The organism is Streptomyces canus (assembly GCF_001514145.1).
Lineage (GTDB): Bacteria > Actinomycetota > Actinomycetes > Streptomycetales > Streptomycetaceae > Streptomyces > Streptomyces canus.
The window spans coordinates 234,263-252,347 of sequence record NZ_KQ948664.1 but is presented as its reverse complement, the minus strand read 5'-3'; the positions used below and the strand labels follow the sequence as shown (position 1 = coordinate 252,347).

Here is an 18,085-nt window from a genome sequence, read left to right as displayed (position 1 = left end):
GGCGCACCACGGGTGTGTGAGGCGCCTCACCTACCGATTGTTCGGTCGTCGGCACATTTTGGCTACCGGCCCCCTCAGGCTGTGGACAAACGGTTCTCCACAGCCTCCAATGAACGCAGTACGTCCATGACAGGGAGGCGGGGGGACATGGCATCTGAACAAATGGCCGAAGGCCCGGAGAGCGGCGCCCCCCTCCCGCCCCCGCGTCCGCTCGACGCCATCGATCAGGACATTCTCCAGATGCTCCAGGCGGACGGCCGCGCGTCGATAAGGTCGGTCGCCGAACGGGTCCATGTCTCGCGCGCCAACGCCTACGCGCGGATCAACCGGCTCGTCGAGGACGGCGTCATCCGCGGCTTCGGAGCCCGCGTCAACCACGAGCGCGCGGGCCAGGGCACCTCGGCGTACATCACCCTGAAGATCGTCCAGAACTCCTGGCGAACGGTCCGAGAACAGCTCAGACAACTGCCCGGTGCCTCCCACATCGCCCTGGTCGGCGGGGACTTCGACGTGCTGCTCCTCGTGCACACGCCCGACAACAGATCCCTGCGCGAGCTGGTCCTGACCCGCCTCCAGGCGATCCCGGAGGTCCTCAGCACTCGCACCCTCCTGGTCTTCGAGGAGGAGGACCTGGAACCGCAGGGCTGACGTCAGGACTGTTCGCGCAGCCCGGAGAACACCAACTGCACGACCGCGTCGGCGACTTCGCGCTCGTTCATCCCGCGTCCGTCGGGGCGGTACCACTCCACTATGGAGTTGATCATGCCGAAGACCAGGCGGGTAGCGAGGCGTACCTCCACGTCGCCGCGTACGTCGCCTTCCGCGGCCGCCGCCTTCAGGAGCTCGGCGACCCGGTGGTCGAAATCACGGCGGCGCTCCAGGGCCCAGCGCTCGGTGCCGGTGTTGCCCCGCACGCGCAGCAGCAGGGTGACGTACGGGAGTTCGGCGATCAGCACCTCGACCATGCGCCGCACGACGTACTCCAGGCGGCCGGAGGCACGGCCCACGCGCGCGTGCTCCTCGTCGAGGATCCCGAAGAGGCCGTCCAGGGCCCGGGTGACGGCCCGGCGCAGGAGCTCCTCCTTGCCGGACACATGGTGGTAGATCGACGACTTGGAGATACCGGCCGCCTTGGAGAGGTGCTCCATGGAGGTTCCGTCGTAGCCGCGCTCGATGAAGACCTGGACGGCGACGGACAGCAACGTCTCCGGGGTGTACGTGTCCCGCTTGGCGGTCGTCATGAGGTGCTGCCCTCCCGCTTGTCGGAGGCGTACGCGTGGCGGTACAGCGCGAGCGAGGGCGCGTACCGCCCGGAGGGGTCGCGCAGGTGCAGGTCGTCGAGGAGGGAGTACGCCCAGTTGCGGCCCAGCCTGCGGCTCCACTCGAACGGGCCGAGGGGATAGTTCACCCCGAGCCGCATCGCGGTGTCGATGTCCTCCTTGGTGGCCACGCCCTTGGCGACGGCGTCGTGCGCGAGGTCGACGATGCGGGCGACCGTACGGGCGACGATCATGCCGGGCACGTCACCGATGACGCTGACGTCCTTGCCGAGCGCCTGGAAGAGCCCTACGGCCTCGGCGAGGGTCTGCTGCGAGGTGTCCTGGGAGGCGGACAGCGCGATGCGCGTGGCCCTGCGGTAGTCGAGGGCGAGGTCGAAGTAGACGACGTCCCGGAACTCCACCGAGGTCTGCCCGTCGGCGAGGGCCAGCTGTCCGCCGCTCGGCATGACCAGCCGGGTGCCGTGGTCCTCCTCGTCCTCACGGACCGGAATGCCCGCCTCGCGGATGAGGGCGAGCAGTTCGGACGCGGGCCCCAGGTCGCCCTCGGCGACGACGTACGCGGGCGCCTGGGCCGGCTCCGCGGTGTGCGGCTCGTCGCGCTCGGCACCGTCCGTGTAGTCGTACCAGCCCTGTCCGCTCTTGCGGCCGAGCCGGCCCGACTCGACCAGGCGCTGCTGGGCCAGCGAGGGCGTGAAGCGCACGTCCTGGAAGAAGGCCCGCCACACGGAGTGCGTCACGGACTCGTTGACGTCCTGCCCGATCAGGTCGGTCAGTTCGAACGGGCCCATCTTGAAGCCGCCGCACTCACGCAGGACCGCGTCGATGGTGGCGGGCTCGGCGCCCTGGGCCTCGTAGACCGCGAACGCCTCGGCGTAGAAGGGCCGCGCGATGCGGTTGACGATGAAGCCCGGGGTGTCGGCGCAGGCGACCGGCGTCTTGCCCCACGCGCGTGCCGTCTCGTACGCGCGCGTGGCCGAGGAGACGTCGGTGGCGAACCCGGAGACGACCTCGACCAGCGGCAGCAGCGGGGCGGGGTTGAAGAAGTGCAGGCCCACGAAGCGGCCCGGGTGGCGCAGGGCGCCGGCGATGGCCGTCACCGACAGGGAGGAGGTGTTGGTGGCGAGCAGACAGTCCTCGACGACGATGTCCTCCAGCTCCCGGAAGAGCTGCTGTTTGACGTCCAGCCGCTCCAGGACGGCCTCGATGACCAGGGTGCAGTCCGCGAGGTCGGTGAGGTGCTCCGCGGCTGCGAGACGGGCGCGCGCGGCATCCCGGTCGGCGGCGGTGAGCCGGTCCTTCTCGACGAGCCGGTCAAGGCGGGCACCGATCGCGTCGGCCGCCTCCCGGGCACGGCCGGGGGCTGCGTCGTACAACCGCACGCGATGCCCGGCGACCAGCGCGACCTGGGCGATGCCCTGGCCCATGGTGCCGGTGCCGACAACGGCCACGGGGCTGCTGAGGTCGAGTCCTGTCATGTGCGCGATCCTCCCGCACGGGGTTTTCCACAGATGCGGCGGACCCCCTTGTCCCGACCGATCGTTCGGTTACTCTAACTCTGTCTGGCTGTTCCTGCCCATGTTTCTGCCCAGGTCATGAGCTCGACGAAGAGTTCGAAAGACGAGGAGTTGGTCCCGCATGGCCGCCGAACTGACCGTCCACCAGCTGATCGCCACGCACCGGCCCACCCTCGACCAGGCGCTCGAAGCGATCCGCACCCGCGCGTACTGGTCCCCGCACCCGGAGCATCCCAAGGCCTACGGCGAGCACGGCAGCCTCGACATGGCGGCGGGCAAGGCCGCCTTCGACGCCCTCCTGGGCACCCGACTCGACCTCGGCCAGCCCGGCACGGACGGCTTCGTGGGCGGCGAGGTCTCGCCGTACGGCATCGAGCTGGGCGTCGAGTACCCGCACGCGGACGTGGACGCGCTGCTGCCCGCGATGAAGGCCGGCCAGAAGGCGTGGCGGGACGCGGGCGCGGAGATCCGCGCGGTGGTGTGCCTGGAGATCCTCAAGCGGATCAGCGACCGGACCCACGAGTTCGCGCACGCGGTCATGCACACCAGCGGCCAGGCGTTCATGATGGCGTTCCAGGCCGGCGGCCCGCACGCGCAGGACCGCGGCCTGGAGGCGGTTGCGTACGCGTACGTGGAGCAGGTCCGCACACCCGACACCGCGGAGTGGACCAAGCCGCAGGGCAAGCGCGACCCGCTCGCGCTCACCAAGCAGTTCACCCCGGTCCCGCGCGGGATCGCCCTGGTCATCGGCTGCAACACCTTCCCGACGTGGAACGGCTATCCGGGCCTGTTCGCCTCCCTGGCCACCGGCAACGCGGTCCTGGTGAAGCCCCACCCGCGCGCGGTGCTGCCGCTCGCGCTCACGGTCCAGGTCGCGCGGGACGTCCTGAGCGAGGCCGGCTTCGACCCGAACCTGGTGGCGCTCACCGCCGAGCGCCCCGGCGAGGGCATCGCGAAGACCCTGGCCACGCGCCCGGAGATCCGGATCATCGACTACACCGGCTCGACGGAGTTCGGTGACTGGCTGGAGGCCAACGCCCGTCAGGCGCAGGTCTACACGGAGAAGGCCGGCGTCAACTCGGTGCTCGTGGAGTCGGCCGGCGACTACAAGGGGATGCTCGCCAACCTGGCCTTCTCGTTGTCGCTGTACAGCGGCCAGATGTGCACGACCCCGCAGAACCTGCTGATCCCCCGGGACGGCATCCGCACCGACGAGGGCCCCAAGACCTTCGACGAGGTGGTCGCCGACCTGGCCCGCTCCGTCGACGGCCTCCTCGGCGACGACGCGCGCGCGAACGCCCTGCTGGGCGCGATCGTCAACCCGGACGTGACGGCGCGCCTGGAGACCGCGGCGGGGCTTGGAGAAGTCGCCCTGGCGTCGCGGGAGATCGCCAACCCGGAGTTCCCGGGCGCGGTCGTGCGCACCCCGGTCGTCGTCAAGCTGGACGGAGCCAAGCCGGACGACGAGGCCGCCTACATGAGCGAGTGCTTCGGGCCGGTGTCCTTCGCCGTGGCGGTGGACTCGGCTTCCGACGCGGTCGAGTTGCTGCGCCGGACGATTCGCGAGAAGGGCGCCATGACGGTCGGCGCGTACACCACCGACGAGGAGGTCGAACAGGCCGTCCAGGAGGTCTGCCTGGAGGAGGCGGCCCAGTTGTCGCTGAACCTCGTGGGCGGGGTCTACGTCAACCAGACGGCCGCGTTCTCCGACTTCCACGGATCGGGGGGCAACCCCGCGGCGAACGCCGCGCTGTGCGACGGGGCGTTCGTCGCGAACCGCTTCCGGGTGGTCGAGGTGCGCCGGGAGGCCTAGGACCCGCCGAGGCTCCAGTGGTAGAGCGTCATCGCCACGCTCGTCGCCAGGTTGTAGCTGGAGACCTGGGGGCGCATAGGCAGCGCCACCAGGCGACCGGCACGCGCGCGCAGTTCGGGCGACAGCCCGCTGCGCTCCGAGCCGAACGCGAGGACGGCGTCGTCCGGGAGCTTCACGCCCCGGATGTCGTCGCCCTCCGGGTCCAGGGCGAACACCGGGCCGGCCGGCAGCTCGGCGACGGTCAGGCGCTCCACGGCGGTCGCGAAGTGCAGGCCCGCGCCGGCACGTACGACGGTCGGGTGCCACGGGTCGAGCGTGCCCGTGGTGACCACGCCGGTCGCCCCGAAGCCCGCGGCCAGCCGGATCACGGCCCCGGCGTTGCCGAGGTTGCGTGGATGGTCGAGGACCACGACGGGGGCGGTACGCGGCGTGTGCGCCAGCCTCTCGAGATGGGCGACCCGGGACGGTCGTACGGCCAGAGCCGCCACCGCCGTGGGGTGCGGACGCGGCACGAGGGACGCGTACACCGACTCGGGCACCTGTGTCAGCAGCGCGTCCAGGGTGTCCCGTACGTCCGGCGCCAGCTCCTCGGCCAGGGCGAGCGCGGCGCCCCGGTCGACGGCGACCGCCACCGGGACGTCGGCCCCGAAGCGCACGGCGTGTTTGAGGGCGTGGAAGCCGTCGAGCAGCACGGAGGCGTCGGCGAGCCTGCGCCACAGGCTCACGGGATCGGGACCGGTCATGCGGGGAAGCCTACGTGCGTGTGATCGGGGTTCTCTGGGTCGCCGGGGCCGCCGGTGGGCCCCGGGGTTCGCGCGGACCCCGGCTCCTTCGGTGCGCCCGGCTGCTGGGGACCCGGTTGCCCCTGAAGACCCACTTGCCCCTTCGGACCGGGCTGCCCGGGCAGCCCCGGGCCCGGGCCGCCCCCACCCGCGAAACGCGCCCACAGACGGCCACGCGCGTGTGCGGCCCCGTCGCCGAGTCGGCGCAGGAAGGACGTCGGCAGGAAGACCGAGTCGGCGGCGATCATCGCCAGCGAGAAGAACGGCAGGCCGAGGACGACCGCGATCACGGCGTGCTCGGTGATCATCGCGGCCAGCAGGATGTTCTTCACCCGCCGGTTGAACAGCGTGAAGGGGAACGCGACCTGCACGGCGACCGTGCCGTAGGTCACCAGCATCACCATGACGCCGTGCGCCGACAGCAGGTCGGCGAGGGCGGGCCACGGCGAGAAGGAGTCCAGATGGAGGGGGTAGTAGACGGCGGTGCCGTCCTGCCAACGGGAGCCCTGGATCTTGTACCAGCCCGCCGTCGCGTAGATCAGACAGGCCTCGGCCATGATCACGAGCAGGGCGCCGTTGTGGACGATGTTGGCGACGACGTCGAGCATGATCCGCGGCTGGCCGGACCGGGCGAACCGTCCCACCACCCACCACAGGGCCTGTGCCGACCACAGGACCCACAGAAGCGCCGGGACGAACCAGTCGCCGTTCAGCTTGCCCAGGAAGGCCGCCGACACCAGCACGAGCCCGAGGGCACCCCACAGGGCCGGACCGGCCCGGTCCACGACATGCTCCCCACGCGCGCGTGCCTCCCGCGAGCGCCGGGCCCGCCGCTCGTCCAGCGACCAGACCTGGCCGCAGCGTGTGAAGACGAGATAGATGCACATCAGATGCAGGACGTTGTCGCCGCCGTCGCCCATGAAGATGCTGCGGTTCTGCAGCGAGAGCACGCCGACCATGAAGAGCACGGACATCGCGCGGGTGCGCCAGCCGAGCAGCAGCAGAAGGCTCGACAGGACGGCCATCACGTAGACGGTCTCGAACCAGAACCGGCCGTCCGACCACATCAGGGCCGTGAACGCGCCGTTGATCGAGATCAGCTGCTCGGCGAGGTTCCAGTTCCAGGGACCGTCCGGGCCGTACAGCTCCTGGCGGTGCGGGAACTCGCGCAGCAGGAACAGCAGCCAGGTCGCGCTGAAGCCGATGCGGATCATCGCGGTCTGGTAGGGGCCGAGAGCGGTCTCGGTGACGCGCGCGATGCCGGTCGACACCGCCAGGGCGAAGCGGTTCACCGGACGCTCCCCTCGGTGTCGTCCGCCGTCACGGCCCACCAGGGCAGCTCGCGGTAGACCGGCTGCACAGAGACCTTCTCCTCGCTCCACTTCGGCGGAGGCACGTTCGTGGTCCTGGAGCGGACCTGGACGCTCACGAGGACGTCGCCCGGCGCGGTCGCGTCGTCGCGCTCCAGGCGCAGCACGACGATGCGGCGCAGATAGGTCTCGGAGAGGGTGCCGCGCAGGCCGACCGGGCGGTTGTCGGCGTCGTGCGTGGCGACGAAGAGGTCCCAGGAGCGCCGCAGCTCGTTCTGCTGGGTGTGGCTGGGCAGCAGGTTGCCGTCTATGGCCCGGCCGTCCTGGGCGGACAGGTCGTACCACCCGGTCGTACGGCTGCCGCCGTCGGCGCTGCGTATCCGGGCCCGGACCTGCACCGCGATGTTCACCTGGAGCGGGTTCGGCGCGAAGAGCTTCCAGTTCTGCTCGAACTCGGGGTAGACCCAGTCGTCGACCGCCCTGCCGTGCTGCTTGGTCACCGTGTTCTGCGGCGCGACGTGCAAGAACACCATCCCTATGTGCACACAGACGGCGACGGCCACGACGGCGAGCGCCAGGGCGACGCCGATCTGATAGCGCAGGGAGAGAGCGGCCACGCCGGTAGGGAGGTGGGGGTCGCCGTAGGGGGCGGGGGGTGCTGCAGGCCGGCGTATCTCAGCGGGGTCGGCGGGCTGACGATCCGGTGCGGGGAACTCCTCCTGCGGCTGGGAGAGCGCGGCCGGCTCACCTGGCGCCTGCGTCGTCTCCGGCCCGTCCGGCCCCTCCGGCTCAGGGGCATCGCCCGGCTCGCTCGGGGCGCCCGGTTGTCGCCGGGCGTTCGAGCCTCCGTCGTACGCGTCCATTCCGCCCCGTTCCCGATTCCGGTCCGTTCACCGCCGCCTGGCCGCGGGGGACCGCAGCGGCCGGTGGCCGACGCGCGCACCCGCCGCGCCGCGGCTCGCACCGGCACGGTACTCAGGCCCGACCGCCCCGCACAGCCCCTTCCGACCGGCCCCGCCGTGGCCGTTCTCACTCCCGCCCCGGTTTTCCACAGGGAGCCCGTGGGTTTTCCACAGCGGTTGACACCTTACGGCGCCCGGCACACCATGGAATCGCACGAACCGAACGATCGGTCGGGAGCAGGTTCCGGCGGAGCCCAGGTCGAGGGGGCCTCATGGCGACAGCAGCCGCGCACCAGACGGTGAGCACACAGACGTACGGCGCTCAGGGCGCCGCCGGCGACACAGCCGCGTACGAGAGCGCCTTCGACGCAGCCGTGGCCGCCGACGAGCGCATCGAGCCGCGCGACTGGATGCCCGACGCCTACCGCGCGACCCTCGTCCGTCAGATCGCTCAGCACGCCCACTCCGAGATCATCGGCATGCAGCCGGAGGCGAACTGGATCACCCGCGCGCCCTCCCTGCGCCGCAAGGCCATCCTGATGGCCAAGGTCCAGGACGAGGCGGGGCACGGCCTCTACCTCTACAGCGCGGCGGAAACCCTGGGCACCGGCCGCGACGAGCTCTTGGACAAGCTCCACTCCGGCCGCCAGAAGTACTCCTCGATCTTCAACTACCCGACCCTGACGTGGGCGGACGTCGGCGCGATCGGCTGGCTGGTGGACGGCGCCGCGATCACCAACCAGGTCCCGCTGTGCCGCTGCTCCTACGGCCCCTACGCGCGAGCGATGGTCCGCATCTGCAAGGAGGAGTCCTTCCACCAGCGCCAGGGGTACGAACTGCTGCTGGCCCTGAGCAAGGGCACTGCGGAGCAGCACGCGATGGCCCAGGACGCGGTGGACCGCTGGTGGTGGCCGTCCCTGATGATGTTCGGCCCGCCCGACGACGAGTCCGCGCACTCCGCGCAGTCGATGGCCTGGAAGATCAAGCGCCATTCCAACGACGAGCTGCGCCAGCGCTTCGTCGACATCTGCGTCCCCCAGGCCGAGTCCCTGGGGCTCACGCTCCCCGACCCGGACCTGCGGTGGGACGAGGAGCGCGGGCACCACGACTTCGGCCCGATCGACTGGACGGAGTTCCGGGAGGTCCTGAAGGGCAACGGACCGTGCAACGAACAGCGGATCACCCAGCGCTGGCGGGCGCACGAAGAGGGCGCCTGGGTGCGGGAGGCGGCCGCGGCCTACGCGGCGAAGCACACCGAGACAGGAGCGACGCGCGCATGACGAACACCGACTGGCCCCTGTGGGAGGTTTTCGTGCGCTCACGCCGCGGCCTCTCCCACACCCATGCCGGCAGCCTGCACGCCCCGGACGCGGAGCTCGCCCTGCGCAACGCACGCGATCTGTACACCCGCCGCGGCGAGGGCGTCTCGATCTGGGTGGTCCCCTCGTCCGCGGTCACGGCCTCCTCGCCCGACGAGAAGGACCCGTTCTTCGAGCCGTCCGCCGACAAGCCGTACCGCCACCCGACGTTCTACGAGATCCCGGAAGGGGTGAAGCACCTGTGACCGCACCTGAGACGACGGCTGCTCCCACGCCCTCCCCGGCTCCCACCGCGGCCGCCCTGGCCCTCGGCGACGACGCACTGGTGCTCTCGCACCGCCTGGGCGAGTGGGCGGGCCACGCCCCCGTCCTGGAGGAGGAGGTCGCCCTCGCCAACATCGCCCTGGACCTGCTCGGCCAGGCCCGGCTGCTGCTGTCCATGGCCGGTGACGAGGACGACCTGGCGTATCTGCGCGAGGAGCGCGCCTTCCGCAACCTCCAGCTGGTGGAGCAGGAAAACGGCGACTTCGCCCACACCATCGTCCGCCAGCTCTACTTCTCCACCTATCAGCACCTGCTCTACGCCGAACTGGCCGCGGGCGCCGGCCCCTTCGCCCCGCTCGCCGCGAAGGCCGTCAAGGAGGTCGCCTACCACCGCGACCACGCCGAGCAGTGGGCCCTGCGGCTCGGCGACGGCACCGCGGAGAGTCACGAGCGGACCCGGCGGGCGTCCGAGGCGCTGTGGCGGTTCACCGGTGAGATGTTCCAGCCGGTGGAGGGAGTGGACGTCGACTGGAAGGGCATGGAGGCCGCCTGGCTCGCCTCCGTGGGCGAGGTCCTGCGCAGGGCCACCCTGACCGTCCCCGAAGGGCCGCGCACGGGCGCGTGGGCCGCCGGGGCCGGACGACAGGGCCTGCACACCGAGTCCTTCGGCCGGATGCTCGCCGAGATGCAGCACCTGCACCGCAGCCACCCGGGGGCGTCATGGTGACGCTCACCCCGCTGGAGACCGAGCTGTTCGCGCTCGCCGGTTCGGTGCCCGACCCCGAACTGCCCGTGCTCACCCTGCACGAGCTGGGTGTGCTGCGCGCGGTGCACGTCCGGGACGCGGACTCGGTCGAGGTCGAGCTGACCCCGACGTACACCGGCTGCCCGGCGATCGAGGCGATGTCCCTGGACATAGAGCGGGTGCTGCAGGAACACGGCGTGCGGGAGGTCACCGTCCGCACGGTGCTCGCGCCCGCCTGGTCGACCGACGACATCACGGCCGAAGGGCGCCGCAAGCTGCGGGAGTTCGGCATAGCGCCGCCCCGTCTCGCGGCGGCGGCCGGACCGGTCGCGGTGCGGCTCGGGCCGACGCGGACGCTCGACCCGGCGGCCGAGGCCGTCCTGTGCCCGCACTGCGGTTCCGCCGACACCGAACTGCTCAGCCGGTTCTCCTCCACCGCGTGCAAGGCGCTGCGGCGGTGCCTCGACTGCCGTGAACCGTTCGACCACTTCAAGGAGTTGTGATGGCCCGCTTCCACCCGCTCCCGGTGGCCGCGGTCGACCGGCTCACCGACGACTCCGTGGCCCTGACGCTCACCGTGCCGCCCGAGCTGCGCGAGGAGTACCGGCACGCCGCCGGCCAGCATCTCGCCCTGCGCCGCATGGCCGACGGCCAGGAGATACGGCGCACCTACTCGATCTGCTCCCCGGCACCCGACGCGGAGGGACCTCGCGCACTGCGGGTCGGCGTGCGGCTGGTGGAGGGCGGGGCCTTCTCCACGTACGCGCTCAAGGAGATCAACGTCGGTGACGAGCTGGAGGTGATGACCCCGGCGGGCCGTTTCACCCTCGCCCCGGCGCCCGGTCTGTACGCGGCGATCGTCGGCGGCAGTGGCATCACCCCGGTGCTGTCGATCGCGGCGACGCTGCTGGCGCGCGAGCCCGGGGCCCGGTTCTGCCTGATCCGCAGCGACCGCACCTCGGCGTCCACGATGTTCCTGGAGGAGGTCGCCGACCTGAAGGACCGCCACCCCGAGCGCTTCCAGCTGGTCACGGTGCTCTCCCGGGAGGAGCAGCAGGCAGGGCTGCCGTCCGGGCGGCTCGACCGGGAGCGGCTGACCGGGCTGCTGCCGGCGCTGCTGCCGGTGGACCGGGTGGCGGGGTGGTTCCTGTGCGGACCGTTCGGACTGGTGCAGGGCGCGGAGAAGGCGCTGCGGGAGCTCGGGGTTGCCCGTACCCGTATCCATGAGGAGATCTTCCATGTGGATGCCGGGGCTGCCCCTGCGCAGACGGCCCCCGCGCCCGCGCACAGCACGGTGACCGCCCGGCTCGACGGACGTGGCGGCAGCTGGCCCGTCCAGGACGGTGAGTCGCTTCTGGAGACGGTGCTGCGCAACCGGTCCGACGCGCCCTACGCCTGCAAGGGCGGGGTGTGCGGGACCTGCCGGGCCTTCCTGGTCTCCGGCGAGGTGCGCATGGACCGCAACTTCGCGCTGGAGCCGGAGGAGACACAGGCGGGCTATGTACTGGCGTGCCAGTCGCATCCGGTGACGGAGAAGGTGGAGCTGGACTTCGACAGGTAGGTCGAGGGGAGCCCGTTCCCTTCTTCTAGAACCTGTTCTATCTTGACGGACCGTCAGATCAGCTGACCCGATCTGCCGACCCGTCGGAAGGACAGGGACCGTGGACTTCACCTTCAGCGAGGAGCAGCAGGCGGCGGCCGAGGCGGCGCGGGGGGTGTTCGCCGATGTCGCGCCGGACGCGGTGCCGTCTCCGGCGCTGACCACGGGTGCCGTGGCCGACGAGTTCGACCGCGCGCTGTGGGCCAGGCTCGCCGACGCGGACCTGCTGAGCCTGCTGTCGGCCGAGGAGTACGGCGGGGCGGGCCTGGACGCGGTCGCGCTGTGCCTGGTGCTGCGCGAGTCGGCGAAGGTGCTTGCGCGGGTGCCGCTGTTGGAGAGCAGTGCGGCCATGGCGGCCGTACAGGCGTACGGCGGCCATGAGTTGAGGGCGGAGCTGCTGGAGCGGGCCGGGCGCGGGGAGGTCGTGCTGACCGTCGCCTCGAGCGGCCGCACCGGCCACGACCCGGCCGAACTCGCCGTCACCGCACGGCAGGAGGAGGGGGAGGGAGCCGACTGGATCCTGGACGGCGTGCAGACGGCGGTGCCGTGGGCGTACGACGCGGACTACGTCGTCGTCCCCGCGCACACGGCCGCGGACCGGACGGTCCTCGCGCTGCTGCCCCGGGGCCATGACGGCGTGGCGCTCGGCGAGCAGTTCTCCACCAGCGGGGAGCGGCTGGGCGAGCTGCGGCTGGAGTCGGCGCGGATCGCCGCGCGGGACGTGATCGACGTCGAGGGCGCGTGGGAGTGGCTGCGGGATCTGCTGACCACGGGGACGTGTGCGCTGGCGCTCGGTCTGGGCGAGCGGGTGCTGCGGATGAGCAGTGAATACACCAGCAAGCGGGAGCAGTTCGGGTTCCCGGTCGCCACCTTCCAGGCGGTCGCCGTGCAGGCCGCCGACCGTTACATCGACCTGCGCGCGATGGAGGTCACGCTGTGGCAGGCCGCTTGGCGGATCGCTTCGGGAGCGCGGTGCACGCTGCCGGTCGCGGGGGACGTCGCCGTGGCGAAGATCTGGGCATCCGAGGGGGTACGCCGGGTGGTACAGACGGCACAGCATCTGCACGGCGGGTTCGGCGCCGACGTCGACTACCCGCTGCACCGGTACCACGCCTGGGCCAAGCACCTGGAGCTGTCGCTGGGCCCGGCGGCGGCGCACGAGGAGGCGCTGGGCGACCTGCTGGCGGCCCATTCTCTGGGATAGGCGAAACCGCGAGGCCCTTGATCGGCGACTGAGAGGATGACGGAACCGCACCGACGGAAGGAGGCCGAGCATGATGGTGCTCGTCCTGTCCTGCATCCTCGCACTCACCATCGGGGGGTGCGTCTGCGTCTGGTGGGCGGCCCGGGGCGGACCGCGCTGGACGCGCGCGGTGTCCGCCGCGACCCTCGCGGCGGGCGAGCTGGCCCGCCGCGCGAGCCGTTACGACCGCAACCCGAGCGGCCAAGACGACTGAGGCCCCCGCCGCCCGGGACCGCCGGAGGCTAGAGCACGAAGCCCGGTCGGCCGTCGTCGGTCACCACGGGGCGGCCCGTCTCGGCCCACAGCTGCATGCCGCCGTCGACGTTCGCTGCGTCGATGCCCTGCTGGGCCAGATACATCGTGACCTGGGCCGAGCGGCCGCCGGACCGGCAGATCACGTGGACACGGCCGTCCTGCGGGGCGGCCTCGGTCAGCTCGCCGTAGCGGGCCACGAACTCACTGATGGGGATGTGCAGAGCCCCTTCGGCGTGACCCGCCTGCCATTCGTCGTCCTCGCGGACGTCCAGCAGGAAATCGCCGTCCTTGAGGTCCGTCACCTGGACCGTGGGCACACCAGCACCGAAATTCATGGGGCCGACGCTACCCGACGCCCTCAGGACGCGGCCGGTCACTCCTGTGCGAGCAGCTCCGCGAGCTCCGCCTCGCGTGTGGAGACGTCGGCCAGGAGCTTCTCGGCGATCTCCTCCAGGAGGCGGTCCGGGTCGTCCGGTGCCATCCGGAGCATCGAACCGATCGCGCTCTCCTCCAGCTCACGCGCGACCACGGAGAGCAGTTCCTTGCGCTGGGCGAGCCATTCGAGGCGGGCGTAGAGCTCCTCGCTGGGGGTGGGTCCCTGCTCCGGGGGCTTCGGCCCGGCGGCCCACTCCTCGGACAGTTCCCGCAGGAGTGGCTCGTCCCCACGGGAGTAGGCCGCGTTGACCCGGGTGATGAACTCCTCACGCCGCGCCCGTTCGGTTTCGTCCTGGGCGAGGTCCGGGTGGGCCTTACGGGCGAGCTCGCGGTAGAGCTTGCGGGCCTCGTCGCTGGGGCGCACCCGCTGCGGGGGCCGCACCGGCTGGTCCGTGAGCATCGCCTCGGCCTCGGGGAACAGGCCCTCCCCGTCCATCCAGCCGTGGAACAGCTCTTCGACGCCGGGCATCGGCATCACCCGGGCACGGGCCTCGTCCGCCTTGCGCAGGTCCTCGGGATCACCGGTGCGGGCGGCCCGGACCTCCGCGATCTGTGCTTCCAGCTCGTCGAGGCGGGTGTACATGGGGCCGAGCTTCTGGTGGTGCAGGCGGGAGAAGTTCTCCACCTCGATGCGGAAGGTGTCCACCGCGATCTCGTACTCGATGAGCGCCTGCTCGGCGGCCCGTACGGCACGCTCCAGCCGCGCGGTGCCTGCGGCGGCTGCGCCGTGAGGGTCGGCTTCCGGGGACGTCATCCGAACAGCCTAGCTGCGCCGACGGCGCCGGGCGCCATCGGAGGTACCCGAGCGGGTTGTCGGGCGGGTGCGGGCGAGTGGGGAGTGTGTGGGGGCTTCTCGCGCCGTTCCCCGCGCCCCCGAGTGGGGGACAGCCACGCCCGCCGGTGCGCCCGCCTCCTCACACCCCCGTCTCCGCCGCCACCTTCCCCGACCGGATCCCCGCCACCAGGTCCGAGTGGTCCGCCTCCGTGCGGTCGGCGTAGGTGACGGCGAAGGTGGCGATCGCCTCGTCGAGTTCGTCGTTCTTGCCGCAGTAGCCGGAGATGAGGCGCGGGTCGGCACTGTGGGAGTGGGCGCGGGCCAAGAGGGCGCCGGTCATGCGGCCGTAGTCGTCCACCTGGTCGGCGGAGAGGGCGGCCGGGTCCACGCTGCCCTTGCGGTTGCGGAACTGGCGGACCTGGAAGGGGCGGTCCTCGACGGTCGTCCAGCCCAGCAGGTTGTCGCTGACGACCTGCATCCGCTTCTGGCCCAGGACCACCCGGCGGCCCTCGTGGTCGACCGACGGGGCCTCGAAGCCCGCGGTGACCAGGTGGGGCACGAGCGCCGAGGGCCTGGCCTCCTTGACCTGGAGGACCAGCGGTTCACCGCGGTGGTCCAGCAGCAGGACGACGTAGGAACGCGTGCCCACGCTGCCCGTGCCGACCACCCGGAACGCCACGTCGTGCACCGCGTGGCGGGCCAGCAGGGGGAGGCGGTCCTCGGAGAGGGTCGTCAGGTAGTGCTCCAGGGACGCGGCCACCGCCGCGGCCTCCGCGTCGGGTACCCGACGCAGCACCGGCAGGGCCTCCACGAACCGCCGGCCGCCGTCCTCGGTCGGCTCCGTCGACTTCGCCGCGAAGCGCCCGCTGGTGTTGGCCCGCGCCTTCTCCGAGACCCGCTCCAGCGTGCCCACGAGGTCATGGGCGTCGGTGTGGGAGACGAGCTCCTCGTCCGCGATCGCGTTCCACGCGTCCAGCACCGGCAGCTTGGCGAGCAGCCGCATGGTGCGCCGGTAGGCACCCACCGCGCCGTGCGCCGCCGCGCGGCAGGTGTCCTCGTCGGCGCCGGTCTCCCGGCCCGCGAGGACCAGGGAGGCGGCGAGCCGCTTGAGGTCCCACTCCCAGGGCCCGAACACCGTCTCGTCGAAGTCGTTCAGGTCGATGACCAGGTCGCCGCGGGCGTCGCCGTACAGGCCGAAGTTCGCCGCGTGGGCGTCGCCGCAGATCTGGGCGCGGATCCTGGTCATCGGGGTGCGGGCGAGGTCGTGCGCCATGAGGCCCGCGGAGCCGCGCAGGAAGGCGAACGGTGTGGCCGCCATCCGCCCCACCCGCAGCGGGGTCAGCTCGGGGATGCGGCCCCGGCTCGACTCGTCGACCGCCTCCACCGCGCCGGGACGGGAGATGTCGAGGTCCAGCGCGGCATGGGCGGCACGCGGGACGCTCTCCCGCAGTGCCTTGCCCTCCTTCTTGGGCGAGCCCTCCACGGGCCACTGCGCGAGGCCACGCACCAGGGGCCGCCGGGCCCCGGCCGCAGCGCCGGCCGTCTCACCGGTCCGCGCCCCGGCCGTCGTCTCCACACCGGCCTCGGTCACCGCGACCGCCTCCCCCATGACTCGCAGGAACATCAACTCGTGCCGACCGTACAACCACCAGCCGAAACGCGTCAGACCCTGTGGACAACTCCGCCGCTGTGGAAGAACTCCGTGGAAGCCCCATGCCGCACGCATGCCGCAGCTGTGGAAGGAGGTCCCACCCACCGGCGTCGACCAGGCGCAAGACCAGAGCGCTGCGCGCGGGCGTCACGCCCGCAAATAGGCGAGCACCGCCAGCACCCGTCGATGCGTCTCGTCCGTCGGCGGCAGATCCAGCTTCGTCAGGATTCCCCCGATGTGCTTGCCCACCGCCGCTTCCGACACCACCAGCTCCCGCGCGATGGCCCCGTTGGACTTGCCCTCCGCTATCAGCGCCAGGACCTCCCGCTCGCGCGGGGTGAGCCGCTCCAGCGGATCACGGCGCCGGCGCAGCAACTGCCGTACGACCTCGGGGTCCACGACCGTGCCACCGTCCGCGACCTCGGACAGCGCGTCGACGAACTCCTCGACCTGGCCGACACGGTCCTTGAGCAGATAGCCGACGCCCGTGCCGTCGCCGGAGTCGAGGAGTTCGGAGGCGTACGTCCGCTGCACGTACTGGCTGAGCACCAGCACCGGCAGGGCGGGGCGGCTCTCCCGGAGGCGGACCGCCGCGTGCAGGCCCTCGTCCTGGAAGCCGGGCGGCATGCGGACGTCGGTGACCACGATGTCCGGGCCGTGCTCCTCGACCGCCGCGATCAGCGCCTGCGCGTCGCCGACGGCCGCGACGACTTCGTGACCGCAGCGGCCCAGCAGGCCTATGAGTCCCTCGCGCAGCAGCACACTGTCCTCGGCCAGGACTACGCGAAGCGATCGGCCGCCTCGCTCAACTCGCTCACCTCGCAAGGGAACTCCACACGCAGCAGGGTCGGTCCGCCCGGCGGGCTGGACAGGGAGAGTCTGCCATCCAGCACCGACACCCGGTCCGCGAGTCCGGTCAGTCCACTGCCCGCCGAGGCGTCGGCGCCGCCGCGGCCGTCGTCACGCACCTCGAGGACCAGCCGCCCGCCCGTGTACCCGCCACTCACCTGGGCGCGGCCGGCCCTGCTGTGCCTGGCGATGTTGGCGAGGGCCTCGCAGACCACGAAGTACGCGGCCGCCTCCACCGCCTGCTCGAACCGTCCCGGCAGCGGGAGGTCCACGTCGACGGGGACCACGGACCGGTCGGCGGCGTCGGCCACGGCGGCCCCGAGGCCGTAGTCCGCCAGGACCTTCGGGTGGATGCCGTGGATGAGTTCACGCAGTTCGGCGAGGGCCCTGCCCGCCTCGTCGTGGGCCTTGGCGAGCTGGTCTGAGAGCGGTCCGGGCGGGGCGTCGAGGCGGGCCAGGCCCAGGGTCATCGTCAGCGCGACCAGGCGCTGTTGGGCACCGTCGTGCAGATCGCGTTCAATGCGTCGGCGCTCCGCCTCGAAGGCGTCCACCAGCCGTACCCGCGACCGGTTCAGTTCGACGACCCTGGCGCCCAGGTCGCCGTCCCGATCGGCGATCAGCAGCCGGGTCAGCTCGGCGCGGGCGCCGGCCGCGACGCCCAGGACGTAGGCGCCGAGAGCCAGCAGCAGGACACCGAGCACGGCGACCCCGAACGCCGTCGGCCAGGTGGTGACCGTCCACTGCTTGAGCACCTTCGTCTCGCTGCCCTCGCCGATGGTGGCCATGAGTACCGGGGTGGCGGCCATGGAGACAGGGAAGAGCAGCGCGACCGTGAACACCAGTGCGTCCAGCGGCCACAGCAGGACCGCGAACAGCACGGTGTACGCGAGTTCGCGCCAGGTGACCTGTTCCTTCAACCGTGTCGTCAGCCAGGACATCAGTCCCTCGGCGGCCGGTGCCTGGTGCGGGTCCGGTGCCGGGTCCAGGTCGACCAGGCCGAGCCTGCGCCGCTCCACCCAGGCCACCGGAAGACCGGCGAGGGCCAGCACGACCAGCAGCGGCAGCCCGACGAGCACGATGGCGAGCGCCCCGCCGACGGCCGCCAGCATCACCAGCCCCACCAGGGCGAGGACTCCGGTGACCGCGCCGGTCAGCAGGTAACCGACCGAGCGCCAGGGCCACGCCGACAGCAGGAAGCCCGGCCGGGACAAGGCCTGCCACACGTTCCGAGGGTGCATGGGAATCACCGTAGAAGGGCGGCCGGGCGCCCGGCCATGGGTCCAGGGGGCGGGCCGGGGGTAGGGCCAGCCATACGCCCGGCCATGGGTCCAGGGGGCGGGCCGGGGGT

At 71.8% G+C, this 18,085-nt stretch carries 19 protein-coding genes; 9 read left to right on the top strand and 10 right to left on the bottom strand.

Annotated elements, in window-relative coordinates:
- The first annotated feature begins 162 nt into the window (after nucleotides 1-162).
- Nucleotides 163-648 carry an Lrp/AsnC family transcriptional regulator gene (locus AQJ46_RS28185; protein WP_059208227.1) on the top strand — a complete coding sequence of 162 codons (486 nt, stop codon included), beginning with the start codon at nucleotides 163-165 and terminating at the stop codon, nucleotides 646-648.
- Nucleotides 649-650: 2 nt separating this feature from the next.
- On the opposite strand, the gene AQJ46_RS28180 is transcribed toward AQJ46_RS28185, so the two are convergent.
- Together AQJ46_RS28180 and AQJ46_RS28175 are read right to left on the bottom strand one after the other, a co-directional pair.
- Nucleotides 651-1,241, bottom strand: a complete 591-nt coding sequence (locus tag AQJ46_RS28180) for a TetR/AcrR family transcriptional regulator (RefSeq protein ID WP_059208226.1) — start codon at nucleotides 1,239-1,241, stop codon at nucleotides 651-653.
- The gene (locus AQJ46_RS28175; RefSeq protein WP_059208225.1) at nucleotides 1,238-2,755 is read right to left on the bottom strand and encodes a 3-hydroxyacyl-CoA dehydrogenase; all 1,518 of its coding nucleotides are present in this window, start codon (nucleotides 2,753-2,755) and stop codon (nucleotides 1,238-1,240) included. The genes AQJ46_RS28180 and AQJ46_RS28175 overlap by 4 nt, the downstream gene beginning before the upstream one ends.
- Nucleotides 2,756-2,915: 160 nt before the next feature.
- Here AQJ46_RS28175 and paaN point away from each other — a divergent pair, with 160 nt between their 5' ends.
- Nucleotides 2,916-4,607 (top strand): phenylacetic acid degradation protein PaaN, encoded by a 1,692-nt coding sequence (gene paaN / locus AQJ46_RS28170; RefSeq protein ID WP_059208224.1) that lies wholly within the window; start codon nucleotides 2,916-2,918, stop codon nucleotides 4,605-4,607.
- Here paaN and AQJ46_RS28165 read toward each other — a convergent pair.
- The 3 genes from AQJ46_RS28165 to AQJ46_RS28155 are packed head-to-tail and all read right to left on the bottom strand — an operon-like array spanning nucleotide 4,604 to nucleotide 7,562.
- The gene (locus tag AQJ46_RS28165; protein WP_059208223.1) at nucleotides 4,604-5,350 is read right to left on the bottom strand and encodes a TrmH family RNA methyltransferase; all 747 of its coding nucleotides are present in this window, start codon (nucleotides 5,348-5,350) and stop codon (nucleotides 4,604-4,606) included. The two genes, paaN and AQJ46_RS28165, sit on opposite strands and share 4 nt — an antisense overlap.
- Nucleotides 5,347-6,681, bottom strand: coding sequence for an HTTM domain-containing protein (locus tag AQJ46_RS28160; RefSeq protein WP_059208222.1), 1,335 nt, complete (start codon nucleotides 6,679-6,681; stop codon nucleotides 5,347-5,349). Before AQJ46_RS28160 ends, AQJ46_RS28165 begins: the two co-directional genes overlap by 4 nt.
- Nucleotides 6,678-7,562: a DUF5819 family protein gene (locus AQJ46_RS28155; RefSeq protein WP_059208221.1), complete on the bottom strand. Its 885-nt coding sequence runs from the start codon at nucleotides 7,560-7,562 to the stop codon at nucleotides 6,678-6,680. Before AQJ46_RS28155 ends, AQJ46_RS28160 begins: the two co-directional genes overlap by 4 nt.
- Nucleotides 7,563-7,873: 311 nt before the next feature.
- Here AQJ46_RS28155 and paaA point away from each other — a divergent pair, with 311 nt between their 5' ends.
- The 7 genes from paaA to AQJ46_RS28120 all read left to right on the top strand — a co-directional run bounded on the left by paaA (nucleotide 7,874) and on the right by AQJ46_RS28120 (nucleotide 12,986).
- Nucleotides 7,874-8,881, top strand: coding sequence for a 1,2-phenylacetyl-CoA epoxidase subunit PaaA (gene paaA, locus AQJ46_RS28150; RefSeq protein ID WP_059208220.1), 1,008 nt, complete (start codon nucleotides 7,874-7,876; stop codon nucleotides 8,879-8,881).
- Complete coding sequence (gene paaB / locus AQJ46_RS28145; protein WP_059208219.1) at nucleotides 8,878-9,165, top strand: 1,2-phenylacetyl-CoA epoxidase subunit PaaB; 288 nt, start codon at nucleotides 8,878-8,880, stop codon at nucleotides 9,163-9,165. Before paaA ends, paaB begins: the two co-directional genes overlap by 4 nt.
- Nucleotides 9,162-9,911, top strand: coding sequence for a 1,2-phenylacetyl-CoA epoxidase subunit PaaC (gene paaC / locus AQJ46_RS28140; RefSeq protein WP_059208218.1), 750 nt, complete (start codon nucleotides 9,162-9,164; stop codon nucleotides 9,909-9,911). The genes paaB and paaC overlap by 4 nt, the downstream gene beginning before the upstream one ends.
- The gene (paaD, locus tag AQJ46_RS28135; protein WP_059208217.1) at nucleotides 9,905-10,432 is read left to right on the top strand and encodes a 1,2-phenylacetyl-CoA epoxidase subunit PaaD; all 528 of its coding nucleotides are present in this window, start codon (nucleotides 9,905-9,907) and stop codon (nucleotides 10,430-10,432) included. The genes paaC and paaD overlap by 7 nt, the downstream gene beginning before the upstream one ends.
- Nucleotides 10,432-11,490, top strand: a complete 1,059-nt coding sequence (locus tag AQJ46_RS28130) for a 2Fe-2S iron-sulfur cluster-binding protein (RefSeq protein WP_059208216.1) — start codon at nucleotides 10,432-10,434, stop codon at nucleotides 11,488-11,490. The genes paaD and AQJ46_RS28130 overlap by 1 nt, the downstream gene beginning before the upstream one ends.
- A 100-nt stretch (nucleotides 11,491-11,590) precedes the next feature.
- Nucleotides 11,591-12,733 carry an acyl-CoA dehydrogenase family protein gene (locus AQJ46_RS28125; RefSeq protein ID WP_059208215.1) on the top strand — a complete coding sequence of 381 codons (1,143 nt, stop codon included), beginning with the start codon at nucleotides 11,591-11,593 and terminating at the stop codon, nucleotides 12,731-12,733.
- 70 nt (nucleotides 12,734-12,803) lie between these two features.
- Nucleotides 12,804-12,986, top strand: a complete 183-nt coding sequence (locus AQJ46_RS28120; RefSeq protein WP_059208214.1) for a hypothetical protein — start codon at nucleotides 12,804-12,806, stop codon at nucleotides 12,984-12,986.
- A gap of 28 nt (nucleotides 12,987-13,014) precedes the next feature.
- Here the strand turns inward: AQJ46_RS28120 and AQJ46_RS28115 are convergent, their stop codons facing one another.
- From AQJ46_RS28115 to AQJ46_RS28095, 5 genes are all read right to left on the bottom strand, one after another.
- Nucleotides 13,015-13,344: a rhodanese-like domain-containing protein gene (locus AQJ46_RS28115; RefSeq protein ID WP_059208213.1), complete on the bottom strand. Its 330-nt coding sequence runs from the start codon at nucleotides 13,342-13,344 to the stop codon at nucleotides 13,015-13,017.
- Nucleotides 13,345-13,400: 56 nt separating this feature from the next.
- On the bottom strand, nucleotides 13,401-14,216 hold the full coding sequence (locus tag AQJ46_RS28110; RefSeq protein WP_059208212.1) for a J domain-containing protein: 816 nt from the start codon (nucleotides 14,214-14,216) through the stop codon (nucleotides 13,401-13,403).
- Between the two features lie 160 nt (nucleotides 14,217-14,376).
- Nucleotides 14,377-15,846, bottom strand: a complete 1,470-nt coding sequence (locus tag AQJ46_RS28105; RefSeq protein ID WP_225887408.1) for a DUF2252 domain-containing protein — start codon at nucleotides 15,844-15,846, stop codon at nucleotides 14,377-14,379.
- A gap of 189 nt (nucleotides 15,847-16,035) precedes the next feature.
- Nucleotides 16,036-16,650: a LuxR C-terminal-related transcriptional regulator gene (locus AQJ46_RS28100; protein WP_263972880.1), complete on the bottom strand. Its 615-nt coding sequence runs from the start codon at nucleotides 16,648-16,650 to the stop codon at nucleotides 16,036-16,038.
- Nucleotides 16,651-16,667: 17 nt separating this feature from the next.
- Complete coding sequence (locus AQJ46_RS28095) at nucleotides 16,668-17,975, bottom strand: sensor histidine kinase (protein ID WP_225887407.1); 1,308 nt, start codon at nucleotides 17,973-17,975, stop codon at nucleotides 16,668-16,670.
- Nucleotides 17,976-18,085: the final 110 nt, after the last annotated feature.

Coding starts and splice junctions, on each gene's coding strand:
- AQJ46_RS28185 (WP_059208227.1), top strand. CDS start 163: ATGGCCGAAGGCCCGGAGAGCGGCGCCCCCCTCCCGCCCCCGCGTCCG.
- AQJ46_RS28180 (WP_059208226.1), bottom strand. CDS start 1,241: ATGACGACCGCCAAGCGGGACACGTACACCCCGGAGACGTTGCTGTCC.
- AQJ46_RS28175 (WP_059208225.1), bottom strand. CDS start 2,755: ATGACAGGACTCGACCTCAGCAGCCCCGTGGCCGTTGTCGGCACCGGC.
- paaN (WP_059208224.1), top strand. CDS start 2,916: ATGGCCGCCGAACTGACCGTCCACCAGCTGATCGCCACGCACCGGCCC.
- AQJ46_RS28165 (WP_059208223.1), bottom strand. CDS start 5,350: ATGACCGGTCCCGATCCCGTGAGCCTGTGGCGCAGGCTCGCCGACGCC.
- AQJ46_RS28155 (WP_059208221.1), bottom strand. CDS start 7,562: ATGGACGCGTACGACGGAGGCTCGAACGCCCGGCGACAACCGGGCGCC.
- paaA (WP_059208220.1), top strand. CDS start 7,874: ATGGCGACAGCAGCCGCGCACCAGACGGTGAGCACACAGACGTACGGC.
- paaB (WP_059208219.1), top strand. CDS start 8,878: ATGACGAACACCGACTGGCCCCTGTGGGAGGTTTTCGTGCGCTCACGC.
- paaD (WP_059208217.1), top strand. CDS start 9,905: ATGGTGACGCTCACCCCGCTGGAGACCGAGCTGTTCGCGCTCGCCGGT.
- AQJ46_RS28130 (WP_059208216.1), top strand. CDS start 10,432: ATGGCCCGCTTCCACCCGCTCCCGGTGGCCGCGGTCGACCGGCTCACC.
- AQJ46_RS28120 (WP_059208214.1), top strand. CDS start 12,804: ATGATGGTGCTCGTCCTGTCCTGCATCCTCGCACTCACCATCGGGGGG.
- AQJ46_RS28110 (WP_059208212.1), bottom strand. CDS start 14,216: ATGACGTCCCCGGAAGCCGACCCTCACGGCGCAGCCGCCGCAGGCACC.
- AQJ46_RS28105 (WP_225887408.1), bottom strand. CDS start 15,846: ATGGGGGAGGCGGTCGCGGTGACCGAGGCCGGTGTGGAGACGACGGCC.
- AQJ46_RS28095 (WP_225887407.1), bottom strand. CDS start 17,975: ATGCACCCTCGGAACGTGTGGCAGGCCTTGTCCCGGCCGGGCTTCCTG.